This window comes from Micromonospora kangleipakensis, from assembly GCF_004217615.1.
Taxonomy (GTDB): domain Bacteria; phylum Actinomycetota; class Actinomycetes; order Mycobacteriales; family Micromonosporaceae; genus Micromonospora; species Micromonospora kangleipakensis.
Genome location: NZ_SHLD01000001.1, coordinates 4,171,240 through 4,190,076, shown reverse-complemented (window position 1 = coordinate 4,190,076; position 18,837 = coordinate 4,171,240). Strand labels below are relative to the sequence as shown.

At 69.9% G+C, this 18,837-nt stretch carries 14 protein-coding genes; 10 read left to right on the top strand and 4 right to left on the bottom strand.

The window, feature by feature from the left end:
- Positions 1 to 168 precede the first annotated feature (168 nt).
- From EV384_RS20060 to EV384_RS20045, 4 genes are all read right to left on the bottom strand, one after another.
- Positions 169 to 3,297 carry a tetratricopeptide repeat protein gene (locus EV384_RS20060; protein WP_130335530.1) on the bottom strand — a complete coding sequence of 1,043 codons (3,129 nt, stop codon included), beginning with the start codon at positions 3,295 to 3,297 and terminating at the stop codon, positions 169 to 171.
- The gene (locus EV384_RS20055; protein WP_130335528.1) at positions 3,281 to 5,164 is read right to left on the bottom strand and encodes a S1 family peptidase; all 1,884 of its coding nucleotides are present in this window, start codon (positions 5,162 to 5,164) and stop codon (positions 3,281 to 3,283) included. Before EV384_RS20055 ends, EV384_RS20060 begins: the two co-directional genes overlap by 17 nt.
- A 4-nt stretch (positions 5,165 to 5,168) precedes the next feature.
- Positions 5,169 to 5,492, bottom strand: coding sequence for a CU044_2847 family protein (locus EV384_RS20050; protein WP_130335526.1), 324 nt, complete (start codon positions 5,490 to 5,492; stop codon positions 5,169 to 5,171).
- Positions 5,493 to 6,249: 757 nt separating this feature from the next.
- The gene (locus tag EV384_RS20045; protein WP_130335525.1) at positions 6,250 to 8,196 is read right to left on the bottom strand and encodes an N-6 DNA methylase; all 1,947 of its coding nucleotides are present in this window, start codon (positions 8,194 to 8,196) and stop codon (positions 6,250 to 6,252) included.
- Positions 8,197 to 8,294: 98 nt separating this feature from the next.
- Between EV384_RS20045 and EV384_RS20040 the strand changes: the two genes are divergently transcribed.
- The 10 genes from EV384_RS20040 to EV384_RS19995 all read left to right on the top strand — a co-directional run bounded on the left by EV384_RS20040 (position 8,295) and on the right by EV384_RS19995 (position 18,799).
- Entirely contained in the window at positions 8,295 to 8,828 is a 534-nt protein-coding gene (locus EV384_RS20040; RefSeq protein ID WP_130335523.1) for a DUF4352 domain-containing protein, read from the top strand.
- An 85-nt stretch (positions 8,829 to 8,913) separates the two neighbouring features.
- Complete coding sequence (locus tag EV384_RS36155) at positions 8,914 to 9,600, top strand: hypothetical protein (RefSeq protein ID WP_242624169.1); 687 nt, start codon at positions 8,914 to 8,916, stop codon at positions 9,598 to 9,600.
- A 118-nt stretch (positions 9,601 to 9,718) separates the two neighbouring features.
- Positions 9,719 to 10,537 (top strand): ribonuclease HI, encoded by an 819-nt coding sequence (locus EV384_RS20030; RefSeq protein WP_165439994.1) that lies wholly within the window; start codon positions 9,719 to 9,721, stop codon positions 10,535 to 10,537.
- A gap of 611 nt (positions 10,538 to 11,148) precedes the next feature.
- Positions 11,149 to 13,584, top strand: coding sequence for an AAA family ATPase (locus EV384_RS20025; protein ID WP_130335519.1), 2,436 nt, complete (start codon positions 11,149 to 11,151; stop codon positions 13,582 to 13,584).
- A 20-nt stretch (positions 13,585 to 13,604) separates the two neighbouring features.
- Entirely contained in the window at positions 13,605 to 14,009 is a 405-nt protein-coding gene (locus tag EV384_RS20020; RefSeq protein ID WP_130335517.1) for a hypothetical protein, read from the top strand.
- Positions 14,010 to 14,034: 25 nt separating this feature from the next.
- A complete protein-coding gene (locus EV384_RS36780; RefSeq protein WP_130335515.1) occupies positions 14,035 to 14,211 on the top strand; it encodes a DUF4190 domain-containing protein in 177 nt (58 codons plus the stop codon).
- 83 nt (positions 14,212 to 14,294) lie between these two features.
- On the top strand, positions 14,295 to 14,795 hold the full coding sequence (locus tag EV384_RS20010; protein ID WP_130335513.1) for a hypothetical protein: 501 nt from the start codon (positions 14,295 to 14,297) through the stop codon (positions 14,793 to 14,795).
- A 214-nt stretch (positions 14,796 to 15,009) separates the two neighbouring features.
- Positions 15,010 to 15,435 (top strand): hypothetical protein, encoded by a 426-nt coding sequence (locus EV384_RS20005; protein ID WP_130335511.1) that lies wholly within the window; start codon positions 15,010 to 15,012, stop codon positions 15,433 to 15,435.
- A 33-nt stretch (positions 15,436 to 15,468) separates the two neighbouring features.
- On the top strand, positions 15,469 to 18,081 hold the full coding sequence (locus tag EV384_RS20000) for a caspase, EACC1-associated type (protein ID WP_130335509.1): 2,613 nt from the start codon (positions 15,469 to 15,471) through the stop codon (positions 18,079 to 18,081).
- Positions 18,082 to 18,196: 115 nt separating this feature from the next.
- Positions 18,197 to 18,799 carry a TetR/AcrR family transcriptional regulator gene (locus tag EV384_RS19995; RefSeq protein WP_130335507.1) on the top strand — a complete coding sequence of 201 codons (603 nt, stop codon included), beginning with the start codon at positions 18,197 to 18,199 and terminating at the stop codon, positions 18,797 to 18,799.
- Positions 18,800 to 18,837 lie beyond the last annotated feature (38 nt).

Here is an 18,837-nt window from a genome sequence, read left to right as displayed (position 1 = left end):
CGCCCGAGCACCCTATGTACGGCACTGACGGAACCGCACTCCTCCGAAAGGCCTGTGTTCTCGATTCACAGCCACCCTCTTGTCGAAACCGAAGGGGGAAGGCGCCACTTTGTGGCGAGTGCTGGCCTTCGATACCTCGTCATCCCGCCGGCGCGTGTCGGCAGGCGGTCAGCCGTTCGCCCCTTCGCGCTCCGCCACCTGCTTGGCGACCTCGCCCACACGTCGGACAACCACCTCGACGGCCGACATTGTTAGCAGCTCAGCAAGCCCGCCCTCTTCGAGGACGGACCGAGCCGGAAGCTCATACCTGTCGAGAGCAGCGTCCTGCTTTGCGAGCGAGCGGAGGTCGGATGGCATGAACGTGAGCGCACCCGTGCTGCAATAGCGGACCGAGGGGTCAACCCGAGCGTCCTCAACGAGCTCACCGTCGAACGAAATCCGGTAGCCGTCCGGCTCGAGCCCGCCGTCGGCGACAACCCGCACCCGCGGTACTTCCCAGGAGAGCCGCAGGCGCAACTCTGGCAGGTGCCGCACAAAGAGCACGTGGTCGTTGACAGGATCTTGGGAGTCCTTGAACCACGAACTGGGGAGTTCGAGCACAATCTCGGGCGCCGCGTTGGGAGACTCGACGGCAAACTCTCCCATATCGAGCCATAGAAGTACGTTCCTTGCCGACGTGGTATACCGGGGATCCTCGGCCAGCTTGACCAGGACGTCGGCAACCGGCCGAAGCTGAGAGGAGGTGGCCTTCGCCTGCTCTTTCAGAAGGGTGTCCACCTGGTAAGGCACCTCGTCGATCAGCCGGGCAAGAAGAGGAGCCGCGTCTGCATGCATCCCCGCCCACGACAGAGTAATCACCTCCGCCGCCATCGCCTCCAGTCGCCGCTGCGCGGCAAGATTACGCAGGTGACTGCGAATGCTGTCCACCTCGTAGGCGAAGTCCGAATCGACCTCCGCCAGCACCTCGACCGTACGTGATTCGTCACCTTGCGCCAGGCAGAGCAGAGCACTAGCCAGCTTTCGGGCGTGAGCGACGACCGACGGATCAGCGAGGGCCGCCGGGGCAGATGCCAACTCCACGAATGGATCGGTAAGTTTTTGCAACTCCATGCGTCTCTTGGTAACGATCGGTTCGAGTGACTTCAGGTCGCCGAGGTCGACTCGGTGACAGCGCGCCAGCGCCTCGAGTCGCGGACGTTCCACCCGCACCCAGTCCGCCAGGGGACCGGCGCGATATGACGACAACCCCTGTCCCAGCAACTTCAGGCCAGCGTCACGCTCGCCACGCAGCAGAAGCGTCTGGCCGAGGCTCGAGGCTTCGTCGCCTCCCCCGAGATCCGGTCCCAGCTCAAGCAATCGCTCGCCGAGCTCGGCAGCACGCTCAAATCGACCCCTGAACTGCTCCAATTGAGCCAGCGTGTCCAAAAAGTTGTGTTCATCGATCCGATCGACGATGCCAGCCATAGCGACCTCGCCTTCGGCGACGGCCTCCTCGTACCGATTTTCCAGCAGCAATGCGGTCAAGAGGGCGTGCAGCGCCCAGCCCCAGGCGGGGTCGATGGTGACAGCACGGAGAAGGTGAACCGTCTCTCCCGGATTGCCCTGCCGCAGCAGGAGGTAGCCGCGGACGCACTCACTCCATGGGTCCGTCGCCCCGCCCAAAAGCTGCATCGCCTCCTCGATGCGACCGGTGTTGGCGAGGGCTGGAATGTGATACGGCGCGCCTGCCTCAGGGTCGAGTTCTCGCATGTGCCGGGCGAAGACCTCTGCCATGTGGTCGCAACGCAACGCCCTAGCGGCTTCGGCCAGCGTGCCCCATCGCTGCGGTTGGGCTGGCGCGAGCGCGACGGCGCGAGTCGCGGCGAGAAGCGCTCGCCAGATCTGGTCTATTCCCTCCGCCTCCGCCGACCGGGCCAGGTTGAGGCGCAGATCAGCCTCGGTCAGGTAACTCCACGCCTCGGAGATCGCTAGGTCGTCGAAAGCTCTTGCCTCGGTCATTCGCTGCAGGGCGTCGTCAACCTCCGAGCGAACCAGCCGCAACGGCTTGAGTGCGGAAGACACGGACACGGCGTCGGCGAGGCGCATCGCCGCGGAACTCTCCAGTCTCCGCTCCTCATCGCTGCCTTCCTCACCCGACGCCCCCTCGAGATCGATGCCAACCGCCTTCTCGAAGTTGTTTCGGGCCCGCTCGACGTCACCCGCGGCCAGGCGGTGGTCACCGGCACGGAGCAGCCGGCTCAATCCGTCGATACGTGAGATAGCCACCTCCGCCTGACGCTCGGCGATGGCGGCCCGTAGCTCATGCTCTTCCCAGGTGGCTAGCCTCTCCGCCTCCTCAAGGGCCCGCACTGCGAGGTCGGGCATGGCCTCTCGCAGCCCTCGGTCGGCTACCGCGATCCACAGCTCGGCGGGCGGCGCGAGCAGGCGTCCGAGGTCGCTGTCGATGTCCAGCAGCGATGGAAGGGCCGCTACACCGACTTTGGCAACCTCTAAGGCCGCATCGAACTGGCTGCCCTCACGGGCCTGTTGGACCAGCTCGACAACGACGTCGAGGTCGCCCTGGTCGAAGTCCTGCGCCCTCGTGAGGAGCGAACCCGCCTCTTCCTTGTCGCCAACAAGGCGGTGCAATCGCGCTCGAAGCGCGAGGAATCCAGCTACCGCATCCCCGTCCTCAGCCTTCGGCAGGAGTTCCGCTGCCTCGTCCAGCCTGCCGGTCGAGAGGGCGATTCTGGCCAACAGCAGTTGCAGGTGCGTCTGGGTGCGCGATGCGAGTACGTCGCGGTGCTTGACTCGCAGACCGGCGGCGCCCACGGCAAGTATCGGGGCGGCGAGCTGCCAGTCGCGCCGCTCAAGAGCGCTCGAAGCGACTTCAAGGCGCTCGGTCAGCAGCTCGGCCCCTGCGGGGAGCGGAACATCCCGCACGAGCCATCGAAGCGCGTCCAATCGGTATGCGCCCACTGCCCCGTACCAGTACTGCAGCCATGCGGCGACTCCTGCAGCCGGGTCTGTTTCCAACAGCGACCGCAGCTTCGCGCGCTCCTCTGGCCAGCCCTCCTCCCGGTGCGGCAGGATCGCCCGCAGGTGGCCGAGTTTCTTCGTCAGCTCCCAGAGTTCGGCTCGGGCATCCTCGAGAGCCTGGAGACGATCCCGCAGCAGGCGCCTAGCTGTCGTCGCCGCCTCGGTCAGGTCCACCTGGGCCTGCGCAGCCTGAATCACGTTGTCGAGCGCAGCGTCGATCTCGCTCTCTCTCCGTAGGCGCTCCGCCGTTTGTCGGATGAGATCAGCGACTGAATTCATCTCTCACCACCGCAGATTCCCAGGTCCCCTGCTTCTGACCGTCTGGTTGCCCCTCGAGCGGACGCTTCGTGCTGCGGTCCTGATGTCGTGCAGGCTGCGGCTGCACTAACCGGATGTCCGACTGGGGGCCCGTTACCAGCGTGAACCATCCAAAGCAGGCTGCGTCCTCGACGAACTTGTTCTGCTCGAGCATGCCACGGCCGAGTTGAACGGCCGTCTCCACCGACTCGCCTCGGCCGAGATGACGGTAGAACCCTCGGTTGAAGCTTTGAAACTGGCGGGGGTGAACGGGAAAACGGGTGAAGACGACGGCGCTGATGCTGCCTTGGATCATTTCGCCGAGGGCGCTCGGAGAAACTGCCTCAGCCACCTGGTCAGCCGGTGGCAGGGTGAATTCGAGAAGCACCATCCGCACGCCGCCGACCGCAGCCCAGGCAAGCACCTCGTCGACGTTCTGCCACGTCCCGTCGCCCTCGACAGCGTCGACCATGCTGAGCTGCGCCTGGCCGTTCTTACCGATACGCCCGACCCCGACATAGTGCAATACGTCAAAGGATCCGGTCTCGAGGTCATTGCGCAGCTCGAACGGCTCGGCGTCCGTGAGCTGTACTAGCTCAAAACCCGCGCCGCCGATGCTCTCGCGCAGCCTGCCCCAGACATCAGTGACGTCTGGCCATTCGTAGGGCCTCTCTTCATAGATGGTTGGGAATTTCCACCGCGGCGGAAGTGCGACGACTCCGAGTACCCGGATCTGTGCTGCGTCTGCCACCGGCGCCGCGGGGGGTTCCGCTTCATCGACGACGCGGACGAATCTATACCTAGGGTTCGCAGCAAGGAACTTTTTCTCCTGGCCGGGAACGGCGGCAAGTTCCCAAGGAATGTCGGCCAGGTTGGTGTCCTGGTCTAGATGCAGCCGCACCAGCACCTCGTCGGCATTGCCGAGTATCTTCAAGTGGGATGCCACTGTGGAGGGAAAGAGGGCGCCAGCCAGCAGCCGGCCCAATAGGTCCACCTCCTCCCTAGCGCTGATCCGCCGTCGCTGCGCCCACCGGAACATCGCTTCTGTCACGTCGTCACCCAGATCACGACCGGTGATGTACTGGCCGGGGGATCCGGTCGGGTCGGTGGTGATGCACCACTTGTTGCGAGCGCCACTCACCATCAGGTCGACGCGGGCGTGCATGTCCCAGCCGCGTCCGAGCTGTTGCCAAAGATTCCTACCTAAAGCGTCGCGCCACTTTCGCACGGCCAGCGGCGGCTCCTTGACCACTTGCCGCACCTGCTCAAACGCTTCTGTAGCCCTGCTGATCGGGATCGCCCCTCCGCCGAGGGCGCCCAGAGGGTCTTTCGCCGATCGCACCACGGCTGTGACCGCCCCGGTCGCGGTGTTGAGAACCGGGCCGCCGCTCAGACCCCACGTCACCTGCTTTCCGGCCTCGAGCTGGAGTTGCTGCAAGGCTCCCGCACTCGTCTCGCGAGGATGGCCCGCGACCTTGAAAACCTCCAACCCAGGTTCCAGGCCGATTTCCTTCGGGTAGCCAGCGAGGTAGTAGTCGGCCTCGTCTAGCCGTTCGTCGAGCAGCACACACGGCTGCGAGTCCTCATCCGGATCCGGCGAGACCTCGAGAAGGGCAAGGTCGAGCCCAGTCTCCGGTTCGCGTGCCACGACCCGCGCCTTGCGGACCTTGCGCCGATATGGGCGAACGTCGACCTCGTCACGGTTCTTCACAACGTGCTGGCACGTCAGAATCTGGTTCTCACTGATGAAGAACGCAGTACCTCTAGGGTTGCCGTCGATCAGCACCAGAGCGGTGCAGGACTTGAGCACCCCTGTCAGCTTGGAGACGGTATTGGCCGGAAGTGCCATAGGATCACCCAGCCTGCGCTGCTTCTGCTGCCTTCGACCACTCCAGCTTCACAACGATGCTCGCCTCCCCCTTGCCCTTGCCGAAGAGCGCCACGAGCTGTCCGGCCTCGACGGCGAGACTGAACCCCAGCTCAACGCTGGCCGTGGTGGGTGCGGCCCTCTTGACCGAGTCGAGGACTTGGCGGCTCACCCGCTCGATGGACTCGGTGACCTTCCCCAACTTGGCAATGACCTCGTCGTCGGCAACCAGCGCCGGGCCCACTTGCTCGGCCAGCACCACCAGGGTGGCACCATCAAGGTCCACTGTTATCGTGCGTTCCCCCGGCATCTCCCGATCTCCATCTTGTTGAGCCCCGCCGCAAGTCGTTGTCGACCGCCGACGGCCAATGTCCGCACGTCTTTCTCCCGACTCGTGGTGACATCGCCCTGACTCGCGCCGAGATGATGCACCACCGCCGCAGCTCAGTTTTACCTATGCGAATAGTTGAAGATGAGAATAGTTCCGATGCCGGCCAGTTCAGGTGTAGTGACGTGATAATGACACTGGGACGCAGAATCCGACCTCTTGGACGAGCGTGCTTCCGGCAGGAACGGCGTAGCTCCCGAGGCCCGTCGCCACATCGCCGTATGTGGTCCATCGACCCGTCGATATAGCGTGGAGCAGTCGATGTTGGCTAAGGCTGTACGTCGCCCAGCATGCGTCATGCCAAATTGGCAGGGCAGTGGCCTGAGATTCGTACTCCCTTAGCCTGATTTGTATGAGTCGGCATGTAACGATCCCCGTGCCCGATGACGTGACCGGGCAACTGGACCCCGGTCGGCCAGGTGTCGGCGTACCTGACCGAGGCGCTGCGCTGGCGCCGGGCCTCCGACAACATGCGGGCTTCTGTGGCTGCCGCGGGCCGTCGCGAATATCCGCACGACCCGGAAGGGGCCGCGCGACGTGCTCCCAAGGGTCGGGTCAGCCCGGAGGTACCCGATGCCGCCATCGCGCGGTTCGCCGAGTTGATCGGCCGGCCGGTCGACGCCGTCCGCGCGCCGAGTTGGACGGCCGGGCCGAGATGTAGCTACCCCTCATTGCATGCTCACTGTGATTTTTGCGGGGAGTCGTTGGCCGGTCGGAGAACGCCACGGGCCAGGCCGTCGGCTGTCATCCGCACCAGGTCGGCGCCCAGCGCCGACGCCTGCCGCAGCGCGCAGTCGAACGCATCGAGCCGCCGGAACGCCTCACCGCGTCGCCGCTGTTCGTCCAGCGGCACGCGAGGCACCTGCGCCCGTTTGATGTCGAAACGCAGCGTGCCCGACAGGCTGCTCGCCTGCCGCTCGTTGGCCGACGTACGCAACTGACCCGCAAGGAACCAAGGGTCCAGCGCCGCCGGGTTGGGTCGCAAGAGGTAGATGTTGCGGCCGAGCAGCGCGCCCTCGGTCGTCACAACCCGGGCGGTAAGCTGCCGCGCGATCATCGGCACCACCACGTCCCCGACGGCGAGCCGGATCTCCTGGCCGAGCCGCTCGGCGACCTGCTCCGATGCCTCGGTACCGTTGAGCACGTCCGACACGGTGAGCACCGGCGGCCCGCCGGCCTGTCCCGCTGACGGCTTCTCGCCGGCGCCGCCCGCAACGCGGACCGGGCCGATCAGTTGCAGGGCGCCGCTGCGGGCCAGCTCGGCGATCGACAGGGTAAGCGGCGCGGTGGCCCCGTCGGGCTCAGGCGTCACCTGCGGTATCAGCGCCGGCAGGTCGCCGACCATGGCGGCGAGCCGCTCTCTGGTGCGTACCAGATGCTCGCCGGTCTGCTCGCCCCCGACGGCGGGTTGCCGGCGGGCGGGGGTGAGGTCGACCTCCTCGTCGAGCAGCTCGATGACCGGCACCGCGCGGGCGAAGCCGACCTCCTCGATCTCGGCGTCGGGCGCGGCGGTGAAGGCCCGCCAGGTGGTCAGTACCCGTGCGTACAGCTCGGCAAGGTCGCCATCGGCGGCGTCGATCAGCAGCGCCCGCGCCGGTGGCGGCGCGTCGGCCGCGGGCCGCCGCAGCACCCACAGGTGCAGCGGTACGCCGTGCGGCGCGGCCACCCCGGGCGGTAGCGCGACGACGGCGCGCAGCGCGCCGCGGCGCAGCAGTTCTGCGCGGATCCGCCGACCGGCACGGCGGCCGGCGGCGGTGGGGGGCATGAGCAGGACGGCGTGCCCGCCGGGTCGCAGGTGGGCGAGGGCGTGCTGCACCCAGGCCAGCTCCGGTTCGGTACGCGGAGGCAGGCCGTATTCCCAGCGCGGGTCGTAGCCGAGTTCCTCGTGACCCCAGGTGGTGATGCCGAACGGCGGGTGGCAGAGCACGGCGTCGACGGTGCGGCCGGGGAACGCGTCGGCGCGCAGTGAGTCGCCGGGGCGGACCTCGCCGGGCACGTCCCGCAGGGCGAGCCAGAGTCCGGCGAGCCGGGCGAGCGACTCGTCGAGTTCCTGCCCGTACGCGGAGGTGCAGCCGGCGCGGACGGCGGCCCGGAGGGTGGCACCGGAGCCGGCGGCCGGGTCGAGGACGGCGCCGCCGCCGACGTCGGCGAGCCCGACCATCAGGTCGGCCAGGTCGTCGGGGGTGGCCCAGGGCCGGCCGGGGCCGGGGGCGGAGAAGCGCTGCCACAGCTGGTCGAACGCGGCCTGCGGGCCGAGGTCGTCGGCGAGGGCGTTGATCTCGGGAAGCAGGTCGGCCAGCCGTCGGTCGACCTGCCGCCGTGACGGGCGTTCGCCGCGTTGCCGGGCGAGCAGCAGGGCGCCGACGGCGGCGAGCGCGTCGGCGGCGGTGTCGGTGGTCGGGGCGAGGTGCCGCCAGAGCCGGTCGACGGGTGAGAGCTCGGGGAGCTTGCCCTGGCCGCGTAGCCACTGCTCGACCTGGATCAGGTCGAACTCGGGGCTGGCCGGGGTCCCGCCGACCGGGGCGGGGAAGTCGGCGTGCCGTTTGCGCCAGTTGCTGACTGCAGCGCGACCGACCCCGGCGAGCCGGGCGATCTCCGCTGCCGTGATGGTCGGTGTCTCATGCACCTCCGAAGTGTGTCACACCTGTCAAGCATCATGCGTGTTGACACGGTTCACAGATGATGCTCTCATTGACGCCGTCACGTTCACAGCAGGAGGAAACGATGCGCAAGACCACCACCCTCGCCCTGATCGCCACCGGCCTCGTCGCCCTGGGCTGCGGCTCCGGCGCCACCGACGACGCCACCAGCAGCAAGGCCGACGCCGGCGGCGCCAAGGGCGAGGACAAGCCGGCGAAGACCGCGAAGATCGGCCAGGCCGCCCGGGACGGGAAGTTCGAGTTCACGGTGAAGTCGTCGAAGTGCGGCGTTGCCAAGATCGGCACCGACATGCTCGGCGCCAAGGCGCAGGGCCAGTTCTGCCTGGTCACCGTCAACGTGAAGAACATCGGCAAGGAGTCCCAGATGTTCGACGGCAGCAGCCAGAAGGCCTACGCCGCCAACGGCACCGAGTACTCCGCCGACGGCGGAGCCGCGATCTACGCCAACAAGAACGCCGAGACGTTCCTCAACGACATCAACCCCGGCAACCAGGTCAGCGGCGTCGTGGTCTTCGACATCCCGAAGAACGTCAAGCTGGCCAAGCTCGAGCTGCACGACTCGCCGTTCTCCGGCGGCGTGACCGTCGCCCTCAGCTGACCTCTCCCCCGCCGATCCGGGGCGGGCATTGCGCGCCCGCCCCGGCTCTTCACGACCCTCACCTGTTCACACAAGGAGCCCCGCCATGACCGATCCGATCAGCCCCGCGCCGTCCGACCAGCCCGCCGACTCGCCGCAGTCCGCCGTGCCGTCGTACCCGGCGCCGCAGTTTCCGCCGACGCCCGGCGCGGCGGTGCCGTCCACCGACGCGCCGTATCCCTCGGGTGCCACGCCCGGCGGCATCACCCTGCCGACCAGGCGCTCCAAGACCCGCGCTTACGCGGTCGGCGGCGTGGCCCTCGTCATCGCCCTGTGCTGCGGCGGAATCGGGATCGCCGCCTTGACCGGCGGCGACGCCGAGGCGCCCGCCCAGGCGAGCGCCTCGGCGTCGGCCACTCCCAGCAGCGCCGCTCCCACGACCGCCGCCCCCACCACCGCGGCCCCGACGACGGCGGCCGCTCCCACCGTCGCCGCCTATGACACGCCGACGAAAAAGGACTTCAAGCTCGCGGTCAAGATCCTGCGAAAGAAGTGCTTCGGCAGCGCCGGCTGCAACCTCACCTACCGGATCGACGTCACCTACACCGGCAGCGGGCTGGACCCGTCGAAGACGTACGAGGTCACCTACGAGGTACGCGGCGGCGAGGACCCGATGGTGAACACCTTCGAGGTCACCGGTGACACCGCCTCGGTACAGCAGGAGGAGGACGGTGGCACCAAGCGCTCCGGCGACAAGCTGACCGCTGTCGTGACCGACGTGGCCGAACTTTAGCGGCAAGCGCGATCGCGGCTCCTCTCCCGACCATCACGCCGGCCTGATTCGTTCACGACATCAGGTTCGTAGCGCGCCAAACAGTCTTCCTCTCCCCACCGACACGTCAGGAGGCGTCGTGCGTCCCGATGAGTTCCTCCGCGCCCTGCACCTGCTCCCCATTCCCCTGCACGACCGCGCGGTCGCCCTGCGCGCCTACGTCCGCCCCACCCGCTGCGACGACTGCCAGCAGATCGGCGACGCCCTGAACCTCGCCCTCACCGCCGCCCACTACGACGAGCTGAGCTCGACGCAGCACCTGCTGGACGCGGCCGAGCGGCTGACCACGCGGCACGGCACGGCCTGCCGGCACCAGCCGGACCAGCAGCGCGGTCGCGGCCGGGTCGGCCGCTGGGCGGGGACGTCCGCGCCGCTCGTCGCCGCGACCGACGCCAGCTGGAAGGGCCGCGCCGGCGGCATCGGGTACGTCGGCAGCGACGGCCACTACGGCCTGCGCAGCCGGGGCACCGGCCGCCTCGACCCGACCGGTGTCTCCCGGGTGCTGATCAACGAGTTGCGGGCGGTGGAGTTCCTGCTGTCGGCGTACGACGAGGTGCCCGCGGGGATGACGGTGCTGCTGGACAGCCTCGTCGCCCTGCGGTACCTGCACCGCTGGCAGGCCGGCGACACCGGGGCGATGCCGGCCGGGTACAACCTGCGTGCACGCCGGTGGTCCGCCCAGCCCACCCTGGTCCGGCTCGCCGAGGCGGTGGGCCAGCGGCCGGACCTGTGCTTCCAGCACGTCAAGGGGCACGCGGGCCACGCCCTCAACGAGGCCGCCGACGGCCTGTGCCACATGGCCCGCCGCCGGCTCGACGAGACGTTCGACGTGCGCCCGCGGGCGCACGCCCTGGTCGACGCGTTCCTGCGGGACTGGCACGCCAGCCTGACCCGCTGACCTCCGACCGTCCGGGACCGGTCGGCCGTCGCTGCCGGCCGATTCATTGACGACATCAGCTCCACAGCACCCCAGCAGCACTTCCTTCCTCAGCCCCGCGACCGGGCGGGTCGACGACGCGTCGACCCGCGGACACCACGCGCCTGGAGGCGACCATGACCATCTCCCGCCACGATCCGGCCCTCCGCAACCGCACGCCGGGCACGCCCTGGGCAGGGCCTGGACTGTCCCCGCGCCCACCGGTCGGCCTTTAGCTCGCCGCCGCGCTGGCGACCGCCGCCGTGACCGGCTGCGCGGACGACGGCAGGGCCGTGGGCAGCACGCCAACCCCATGACCAGCCCCTCGGCCTCGGAGCCCGGCCGACAGCGTGGCGCACATGGCGCGCCGCCGGGTCGAGGAGCCGTTCGACGTACGCCCCCGGGCGCACGACCTGGTCGAGGCGTTCCTGCGCGACGGGCATGTTGCGCTGGCGGCCTGACCGCCGATCTATAGACGACAAGCAATTTTGCAGCCTCGGCGCACCACCACCATCGGCGGACCGGCACGAGCCGGAACCGCCGGCCCGCACGCCCTCCCCGAACCCGCATCAGCAGCCGTCGGAGGTCGCCTGATGAACCGCACCGAACCCCTGGTCGAGCTGATCTTCGACCGGCTCGCCGCCGACCGCGTACCCGATGACACCGCCGACGTGGTCCTCGCCGCGCTCAGCGGCGAGGCCGACCTGGACGCGGCGCTCGCCGGCGAGCCGACCGCGTTGGAGCCGCAGCGTCCGGCGGCGGACCAGCCGCAGGAGCGGATCTGGCTCTCGTCGGTCACCGTCGCCGGCTTCCGCGGCGTCGGCCCGGAGCGCACCCTCGCCATCGAGCCGGGCCCGGGGCTGACCGTGGTGGTCGGCCGCAACGGCTCCGGCAAGTCGAGCTTCGCCGAGGCGGTGGAGCTGGCGCTGACCGGAGACAGCGCCCGGTGGGCGGACCGCAACAGCGTCTGGCGTACCGGGTGGCGCAACCTGCACCACCCGGAGGTGTGCCGGATCGCCGTCGAGCTGCGCGTCGACGGCGCCGCCACGCCGACCCGGGTCGTGCGGTCCTGGTCGGCCGGCGGCGAGCTGGGCGACGCGACGACCACGGTGACCAGCGCGCACGGCCGCCACGCGGACCTCGACGAGCTGGGTCTGGCCCGGCCGCTGGGGCTCTACCGGCCGTTCCTCACCGCGGCCGAGCTGGGGCGGCTCGCCGCCGGCACGCAGAGCCAGCTCTTCGACGCGCTCTTCGCCATCCTCGGCCTGGAGGCGATCACCGACGCCGACCGGCGGCTGATGGCCGCCGCCCGGCCCGTCGACGCGGCCATCAGGGAGGTACGCGCCCAGCGCGCCGCCCTCATCGGGCTGCTCGGGGAGGTGGACGACGACCGGGCCCGGCGGGCGGCCGGGCTGCTCGCCGCCAACCGGCCGGACCTGGCGGCGCTTGCCGCGATCCTCGACGAGCCGGACGATCCGACCGCCGACGCGACCGTGCTGCTGTGCCGGCGGCTGGCCGCCCTGTCGCTGCCCGACGCCGACCAGGTGACCGGGCTCGCCGGGCAGCTGCGGGACGCCGCCGTGAACGCCCGTCGCCACGACGGAGGACGCTCGCGGGCGTCGCTGCGCAGCGCGGAGCTGCTGCGGCTGGCCATCGAGCACCACGACGACCGGGGAGACGGCTCGTGCCCGGTCTGCGCCACGGGCCGGCTCGACGGGGACTGGCGGACGCGGGCCGCCGCGACGCTGGACGAGCTGCGGGATCGGACGCTGGCCGCGCAGGCCACCGCCGCCCGGCTCAACACGCTGGTGCAGCGGGCCCACCACCTGATCGACGACCTGGACGTGCCCGACGCGGACGCGCCGGACGTGCCACTGGCCAGGCTGCACGACGCCGTGGCGGCGCTGCGACTGGCCCCCGGCGGGCCGGAGGAGCTCGCCGAGCACCTGAGCGCCCGGTATCCGGCGGTCGTCGCGGCGGCGGCGGACCTCCGCTCGTACGCGAAAGGCCTGCTCTGCCTGCGTGACACCGGCTGGCAGGCCGCGGCGGCCGGCCTGCGGGCTTGGCTGGTCGCCGCCGGGCGGCTGCCGGAGCGGGAGCGGACCTTCGCCCGGCTGAAGGCCGCCCGGAACTGGTTGAAGGCCACGGCGACCGAGCTGCGCAACCAGCGGGTGGCGCCGTTCGCCGAGCAGTCGCAGCGGATCTGGGCGCAGCTGCGCCAGGAGAGCAACGTCGAGCTCGGGGCGATGACCCTGGAGGGGGCGAACACCCGGCGACGGGTGGTCTTCCCGGTCAGCGTCGACGGCACCGACAACGGCACCGCGCTGGGCGTGATGAGCCAGGGCGAGATGCAGGCGCTCGGGCTGGCGACGTTCCTGCCGCGCGGCTGCGCGCCGGAGAGCCCGTTCCGGTTCATCGTGGTCGACGACCCGGTGCAGAGCATGGACCCGTCGAAGGTCGACGGGCTGGCGCGGGTCTTCGCCGAGCTGGCCGAGCAGCGGCAGGTGGTGGTCTTCACCCACGACACCCGGCTGCCCGAGGCGGTGGAACGGCTGAACCTGGGCCAGGCCCGGATCGTCGAGGTGAGCCGCGCCGAGCGGTCGGTGGTGACGCTGCGGCCGGGCTCCGACCCGGTGACCCGCTACCTGGACGACGCGTACGCGCTGTCGCGCAACGAGGAGATCGCCGCCGAGGTGCGCGGTCCGGTGGTCGCGGAGCTGTGCCGCTCGGCGATCGAAGCGAGCTGCCACCGGATCGTGTGGCGGCAGCGGGTGGCCCGCGGGGTGCCGCACCACCGGATCGAGGCGGCCATCGTGGACGCGTCCCGGCGGCTGACCACCACCGTCGCGTTGGCGGTCTTCGACAACGCGGACCGGGGCGGTGACGTGCTCGGGTATCTGAGTCGCCGGCACGGGTCGCGGGCGGTGGGCGCGTACAAGGCGTGCAAGGAGGGCGTGCACGGGGCGTACCTGGCGGACCTGCCCGGCCTGGTCGCGGACGCCCGCCACCTCGCGGCGGCCCTGTCGTGAGCGCCGGTGGAGGTGCCCGGGTGGCCGCGCCGACGCCGCAGCGCTGCCTGGCGGCGGCCGACCAGCTGCTGCGCGGCGCCGGCGCCCTCGGCGCGGCCGCGGTGACCGCCGGCTGGTGGCCGCGGGCGTGCGCCTGCCTGATCCGGCTCGCGCTCGAGGGCGGCATCGACGCCTACTGGCGGCGGGTCAAGCCGACGGTTGCCTCGTGCCGGCAGGGCCGGGCGAAGCAGCTGATGCTGCGCGGCCGGCTCGGGCCCGGCGTCGGTGTCGCCCGCCGGATCGCGTTCACCTGGGCGACCCTGTCGACCGCCGCCCACCACCACTGCTACGAGCTGGCGCCGACGGCCGCTGAGCTGCGTCGCCTGCACACCGAGGTGAGCTTCCTGCTCACCCAACTCGACCGAAGAACGGAACCCGAACGATGACCTACCCGCAGCCCGGCCCCGACCCCTGGCCGTCATTCTCGGCCACATCGCCCTGCGGGAAACCCGGGACGGCGCGAGGTCGGGGCACGGCATGGCGGTCGCCGGTCTGGTCCTGGGCTACGTCTTCGTCGCCCCGATGATCGCCTTCACGGTCATGGTCTTCTTCGGCAGCGTCGTGGGCGCGGCCACCCCGACGCCCTGAGCCGGGCGGCGCAACGGATTACACCGGCCGCCACCGCGGCCGGCCAAGAGGCGCCCATGAGGCGCTGGAACGAGAGGTGCGGGATGTCCCAGGAGAATCACGGTCACGCATCGCGGTCGGTTGAGCTGTCCCGCGAGGACAACGGCTGCTTCGTCACGGCACGGTGGCACGCCGACGGCGGATCGGCCGAGATCAGCGGGCCGGACGAGGTCGTCATCCGGGTCGCCGACGACGCGGCGCCCGACGGTCGGGGGCGTGGTGTCACGTCGGCCGTCCTCCACCGGATCGCGCGGCAGGTCGACGACATGGTGGCCGAGTTTCACGAGCTGCCGAGCGTCGGGGGGTACCAGGTGATGGTGCGCCGCTACATCGAAGGCCGGCTCGCCGAGCTCGCGCAGGCACGTGGTGTGACAGCCGAGGGCTTCGAGTCCGACCTGCTCGCCGTCTTCGACGACCTGGCCGGTCGCGGGCACGCCGACCCGCTCGGGGTGCTCGCCACGGCGACGGGCAGGTCGCGGGAAGCCCTCAACCAGCTTCTCGACGTGGCCCGCCAGCGGAACGATCATCAGGGGCATCCCGCGTGAACACCACGCTCACCCGTACGGATCCTGCCGGGCGTGGCCACGTAGACATCGTCGCGGGCCTGTCGGATGTACGTCACGCGCGCGGCCGTCGAGCGCTCGCGTTCGGGGCGGATCGGGTGGTGACGGACGTACCGCCGGCCAAGCTGCCGCGCCCGCGCGGGATCCCACCGCTGGCACCCTTGCACGGCGTACCGGGAGCGGCAACGATGAGATCATGGTCGATGGATTGATCTTGCGGGTCGTGCCCGACGGGCCGGTCACCGATGAGGAACTCGCCGAGCAGGCGCGCCATCTGAAGGACCACCTGAACCAGGTTCCGGGTGTCGAGGCGATGGAACTCGTCGAGGAGGCCGAGCCGGGGACGCGAGATCCGGTCAGCACCATCTTCGGCGCACTCACCCTCGCCGTCTTCAGCTATCCGACCGCGAAGCGGGCGGCGGCGGACATCAAGCACCTGACCGAGGTCATCAAGCGCTACCAGGAACGCAACAAGGGCAAGCGGCTGCGGCTGAGCCTCCCGGACGGCACCGAGATCGACGTGCGGGACGTGTCGGAGAAGACCCTGACCGAGGTCATCAAGTCGGTGTCGGTGCCCCGGCAGGGCATGCCCGCCGTGCCCCAGAAGGTCGATGGTGAGTGACGCAGCGGCGTCCGGACCCGGTGGGCACCCACGGTGAAGCGCGCGCTCCTGATCGGTGTGGGCACGTACGCCAGCGAAGCGCTGCCCGACCTGGACTCGCCCGCCATTGACCTCAAGGACTGGGCCCGGCTGCTCCGGGATCCCGGGCTCGGCGCCTTCGACGACGTCCGGGACCGCCTCGACGAGGACTCACACACCGCGCAGGTGACGCTCTACGACTTCCTGAAGAGCGCCGATCCCCACGACTTCCTGCTCGTGTACTACTCCGGCCACGGGCGACTGCACGACGGCCATCGCCTCTACCTCACTGCCTCCGACACGGACCCGGACCGCATTCCGCCGACCGCGGTCCCGACAGACGAGCTGCGGCACTGGATCGACGAGTGCCGGGCCAGCGAGCTGGTACTGATCCTGGACTGCTGCCACGCAGGCGCCTTCGGCGACCTCAAGCAACGCGGGGACCGCAGCCGCATCGTCGTGGTGTCCGCCGGGGCCACCGAGTTGGCCCACGAGGGTGACGGTTACAAGCAGCACGCGCTGCCGTCCGCGTTCTCCGGCCCCTTTCTCGAGGGGCTGCGGACCGGCGCCGCCGACCGCGACGGCAACGGGATCATCAGCGTTCGGGAGGCCTTCGAGTACGCGGCTGTACGGATGGTCGACCGGGAACGCCGGCAGACCCCCCAGATGCGGGCCGCCGGCGTCGGGGACCTGATCCTCAGCAACGCGCCCCGGCGGCCCGAGCTGATTCCGGGCGACCTCCTCGCGCTCACCCGGAGCGGGCTCGCGTCGGCACGGGTGCTGGCCGTGGACGAGCTGAGCAACTGGGCGCACGGCAACCACCGGGCCCGCGAGCAGCTGGTGGCCGCGTTCGAGACACTCGAGACCCTGGAGCGGGACCCGGCGGAGCGCGTGGCCGCGCGAGCGCGGCAGGCCCTGTCGGGTCGCCTCCGCGTCGCCCGCGCCGAGGTCGAGGACGATCCCGGCCCGGAGCCGCCAAGCGACCCGAACTGGGCGGCTGGCAGCACGTTCTACGAGGTGAACGTACGGTTCTTCTACGACTCAGACGGCGACGGCCACGGCGACCTGCGCGGCATCACCGAGAAGCTGGACTACCTGCGCCGGCTGGGGATGGACTGCCTGCTGCTGAACCCGATAATGGCGTCACCGTCACTGAGTGATGGTCGGGCGGCGTCCGACTTCGAGGCCATCGACGAGGGCCTCGGACAGCCGTCGCACCTGCTGGAGCTGCTCACCCTCGCCCGTCGGCAGGGCCTGCGGATGGTGCTGGACCTGGTGCTCAACCACACCAGCGACCAGCATCCGTGGTTCGAGGCCTCCCGAAGCGACCCGGACGGCCCGTACGGGAACTTCTACGTGTGGAGTGACACGGGCGACGACTACGCCGAGGCGGACGAGCCGCTCAGCAGCCGTGGCGCGGGTTGGACGTACGACGGTAGCCGGCGACAGTACTACTGGCACCGCTACAGCAAGCACGAGCCGGACCTGAACTATGACGCGCCCGAGGTGCTGGCCGCGATGCGTGACGTGATGGACTTCTGGCTCCGGCAGGGGGTCGACGGCCTGCGCCTGCTCACGGTTCCCTACCTGTTCGAGCGCACCGGCACGTCGAGCAAGGGACTCGACGAGACGCACAGCTACCTGCGCGAGCTGCGGTCCTGGATGGACTCGACATACCCGAACCGGATCATCATCGCGTGGAGCGAGGACTGGCCGGAGGGCGCCAGCTCCTACTTCGGCACCGAGGAGCACCCCGAGTGCCACCTGGTGATGTACGCCTCGCTCATGCCGAGTCTGCTGCTCGCCATGCGGCGTGAGACGCACCGGCCGGTGTCACGGGTGCTGTCGCAGATGCGTGACCAGCCGGGTGACCGCCACTGGGCGGTGTTTCTCCGCAACGGGGACGAGATGTCGCTGGGCCTGCTGCATGATCGGGAACGCGACGAACTGCTGCACACCTACGCGCCGTTGGCCCGCATGCGGGGCGCGGCCGGCATCCGCAGGCGGACGGCCAGCCTGCTCAACGACGACCGGGGGCAGCTCGAACTCGCCTTCGCGTTGCTGCTGTCAATGCCCGGCGTTCCGGTCGTCTACTACGGCGACGAGATCGGCATGGGCGAGAACCTGTCGCTGCCGGGTCACCTGGCGGTCCACACGCCGATGCAGTGGGCACCGGACCGCAACGGTGGCTTCTCCGTGGCACAGCCGGAGAACCTGCCGGCACCGCTGATCCACGAGTCGATCTACGGCTACATGGCGGTCAACGTGGAGAACCAACTCCGCGCACGGTCCTCCCTGCTGCACGTGGTGGAGAAGCTGATCGAGACCCGCCACGCCTGGACGGCGTTCTCCCGCCCTGGCTGCCGCATCGTCCGGTCGACCAACCCGGCCGTTCTCGCATTCCTCCGCGGCGACCGCGACGACGAGGTGCTGTGCTTGTTCAACTTCTCCCGGTACCCACAGACGACGACGCTGGCCCTGTCCTCCCACGCCGGCCGTGGGCCACGGGAGCTGATGGGCGGCGCCGAGTTCCCCAAGGTGCAGGAGTCAGGCGAATACGACCTCGGCGTGGCCGGTCATGGCTTCTTCCTGCTTTCCCTGGCGGAGGCACAGCCCTCGCCCGCCTGAGGCCGGGGCCACGCCGCCGCCGGCACCGGGAGCTGCCGCCGCCGCCTCTGCCGCTGACTGTTCCGTCAGTCAAGGCGGAGGTATTCGCTCCCGGTGATGGGATACCGTATCGAGCGTGACGAGAGGTTCGGCCGAGGTACGCCTGGACTCGCTGCTGCGTACCGCGTGCGACGTGATTGTTGAGCGTGGCCTGGCCAACACGCGCACCGCGGACGTGGCACGGGCCGCGGGTGTCAGCCAGTCGCTGGTCTTCTACCACTTCGCGACGAAGGAGCGGCTGCTCGCACAGGCCTTCGCCTACGCCGCCGAGCAGGATCTCGCCCGGCTCGACGCGGTCGTCGGCTCCGCCGCGACGCCGCTGGAGAAGCTGAGGAAGATCCTCAAGCTGTACGCGCCGACCGGCCGCTCGAAGGCCTGGGCGATGTGGATCGACGGGTGGTCGGAGTCGCTGCGGGTGCGTGAGCTGGAGAAGGTGTCCCGGCGGCTCGACCTGCGGTGGAAGGAGGCGCTGACCGAGGTCATCGCGGCGGGCGTCGCCGACGGCTCCTTGACCTGCGAAGACGCGAGGGGCGCCGCGTGGCGGATCTGCGGTCTCATCGACGGGCTGGCCGTGCAGATCGCCGTGCACGAGCGGGTCATCTCCCGCCGTCAGATGGCCGACTGGGTGCGCCTCAGCGCCGCCCGGGAGCTGGGTCTGCAGCCCGACCAGCTCACCTGACCGTCGGCGGCCTCCTTCGCCCGCGCCTCCTACCGGTC

Excerpts from the sequence above, each read along its gene's own strand:
- EV384_RS20060 (WP_130335530.1), bottom strand. The coding sequence starts at position 3,297 with ATGAATTCAGTCGCTGATCTCATCCGACAAACGGCGGAGCGCCTACGG.
- EV384_RS20055 (WP_130335528.1), bottom strand. The coding sequence starts at position 5,164 with ATGGCACTTCCGGCCAATACCGTCTCCAAGCTGACAGGGGTGCTCAAG.
- EV384_RS20050 (WP_130335526.1), bottom strand. The coding sequence starts at position 5,492 with ATGCCGGGGGAACGCACGATAACAGTGGACCTTGATGGTGCCACCCTG.
- EV384_RS20040 (WP_130335523.1), top strand. The coding sequence starts at position 8,295 with ATGCGCAAGACCACCACCCTCGCCCTGATCGCCACCGGCCTCGTCGCC.
- EV384_RS36155 (WP_242624169.1), top strand. The coding sequence starts at position 8,914 with ATGACCGATCCGATCAGCCCCGCGCCGTCCGACCAGCCCGCCGACTCG.
- EV384_RS20025 (WP_130335519.1), top strand. The coding sequence starts at position 11,149 with ATGAACCGCACCGAACCCCTGGTCGAGCTGATCTTCGACCGGCTCGCC.
- EV384_RS20010 (WP_130335513.1), top strand. The coding sequence starts at position 14,295 with ATGTCCCAGGAGAATCACGGTCACGCATCGCGGTCGGTTGAGCTGTCC.
- EV384_RS20005 (WP_130335511.1), top strand. The coding sequence starts at position 15,010 with ATGGTCGATGGATTGATCTTGCGGGTCGTGCCCGACGGGCCGGTCACC.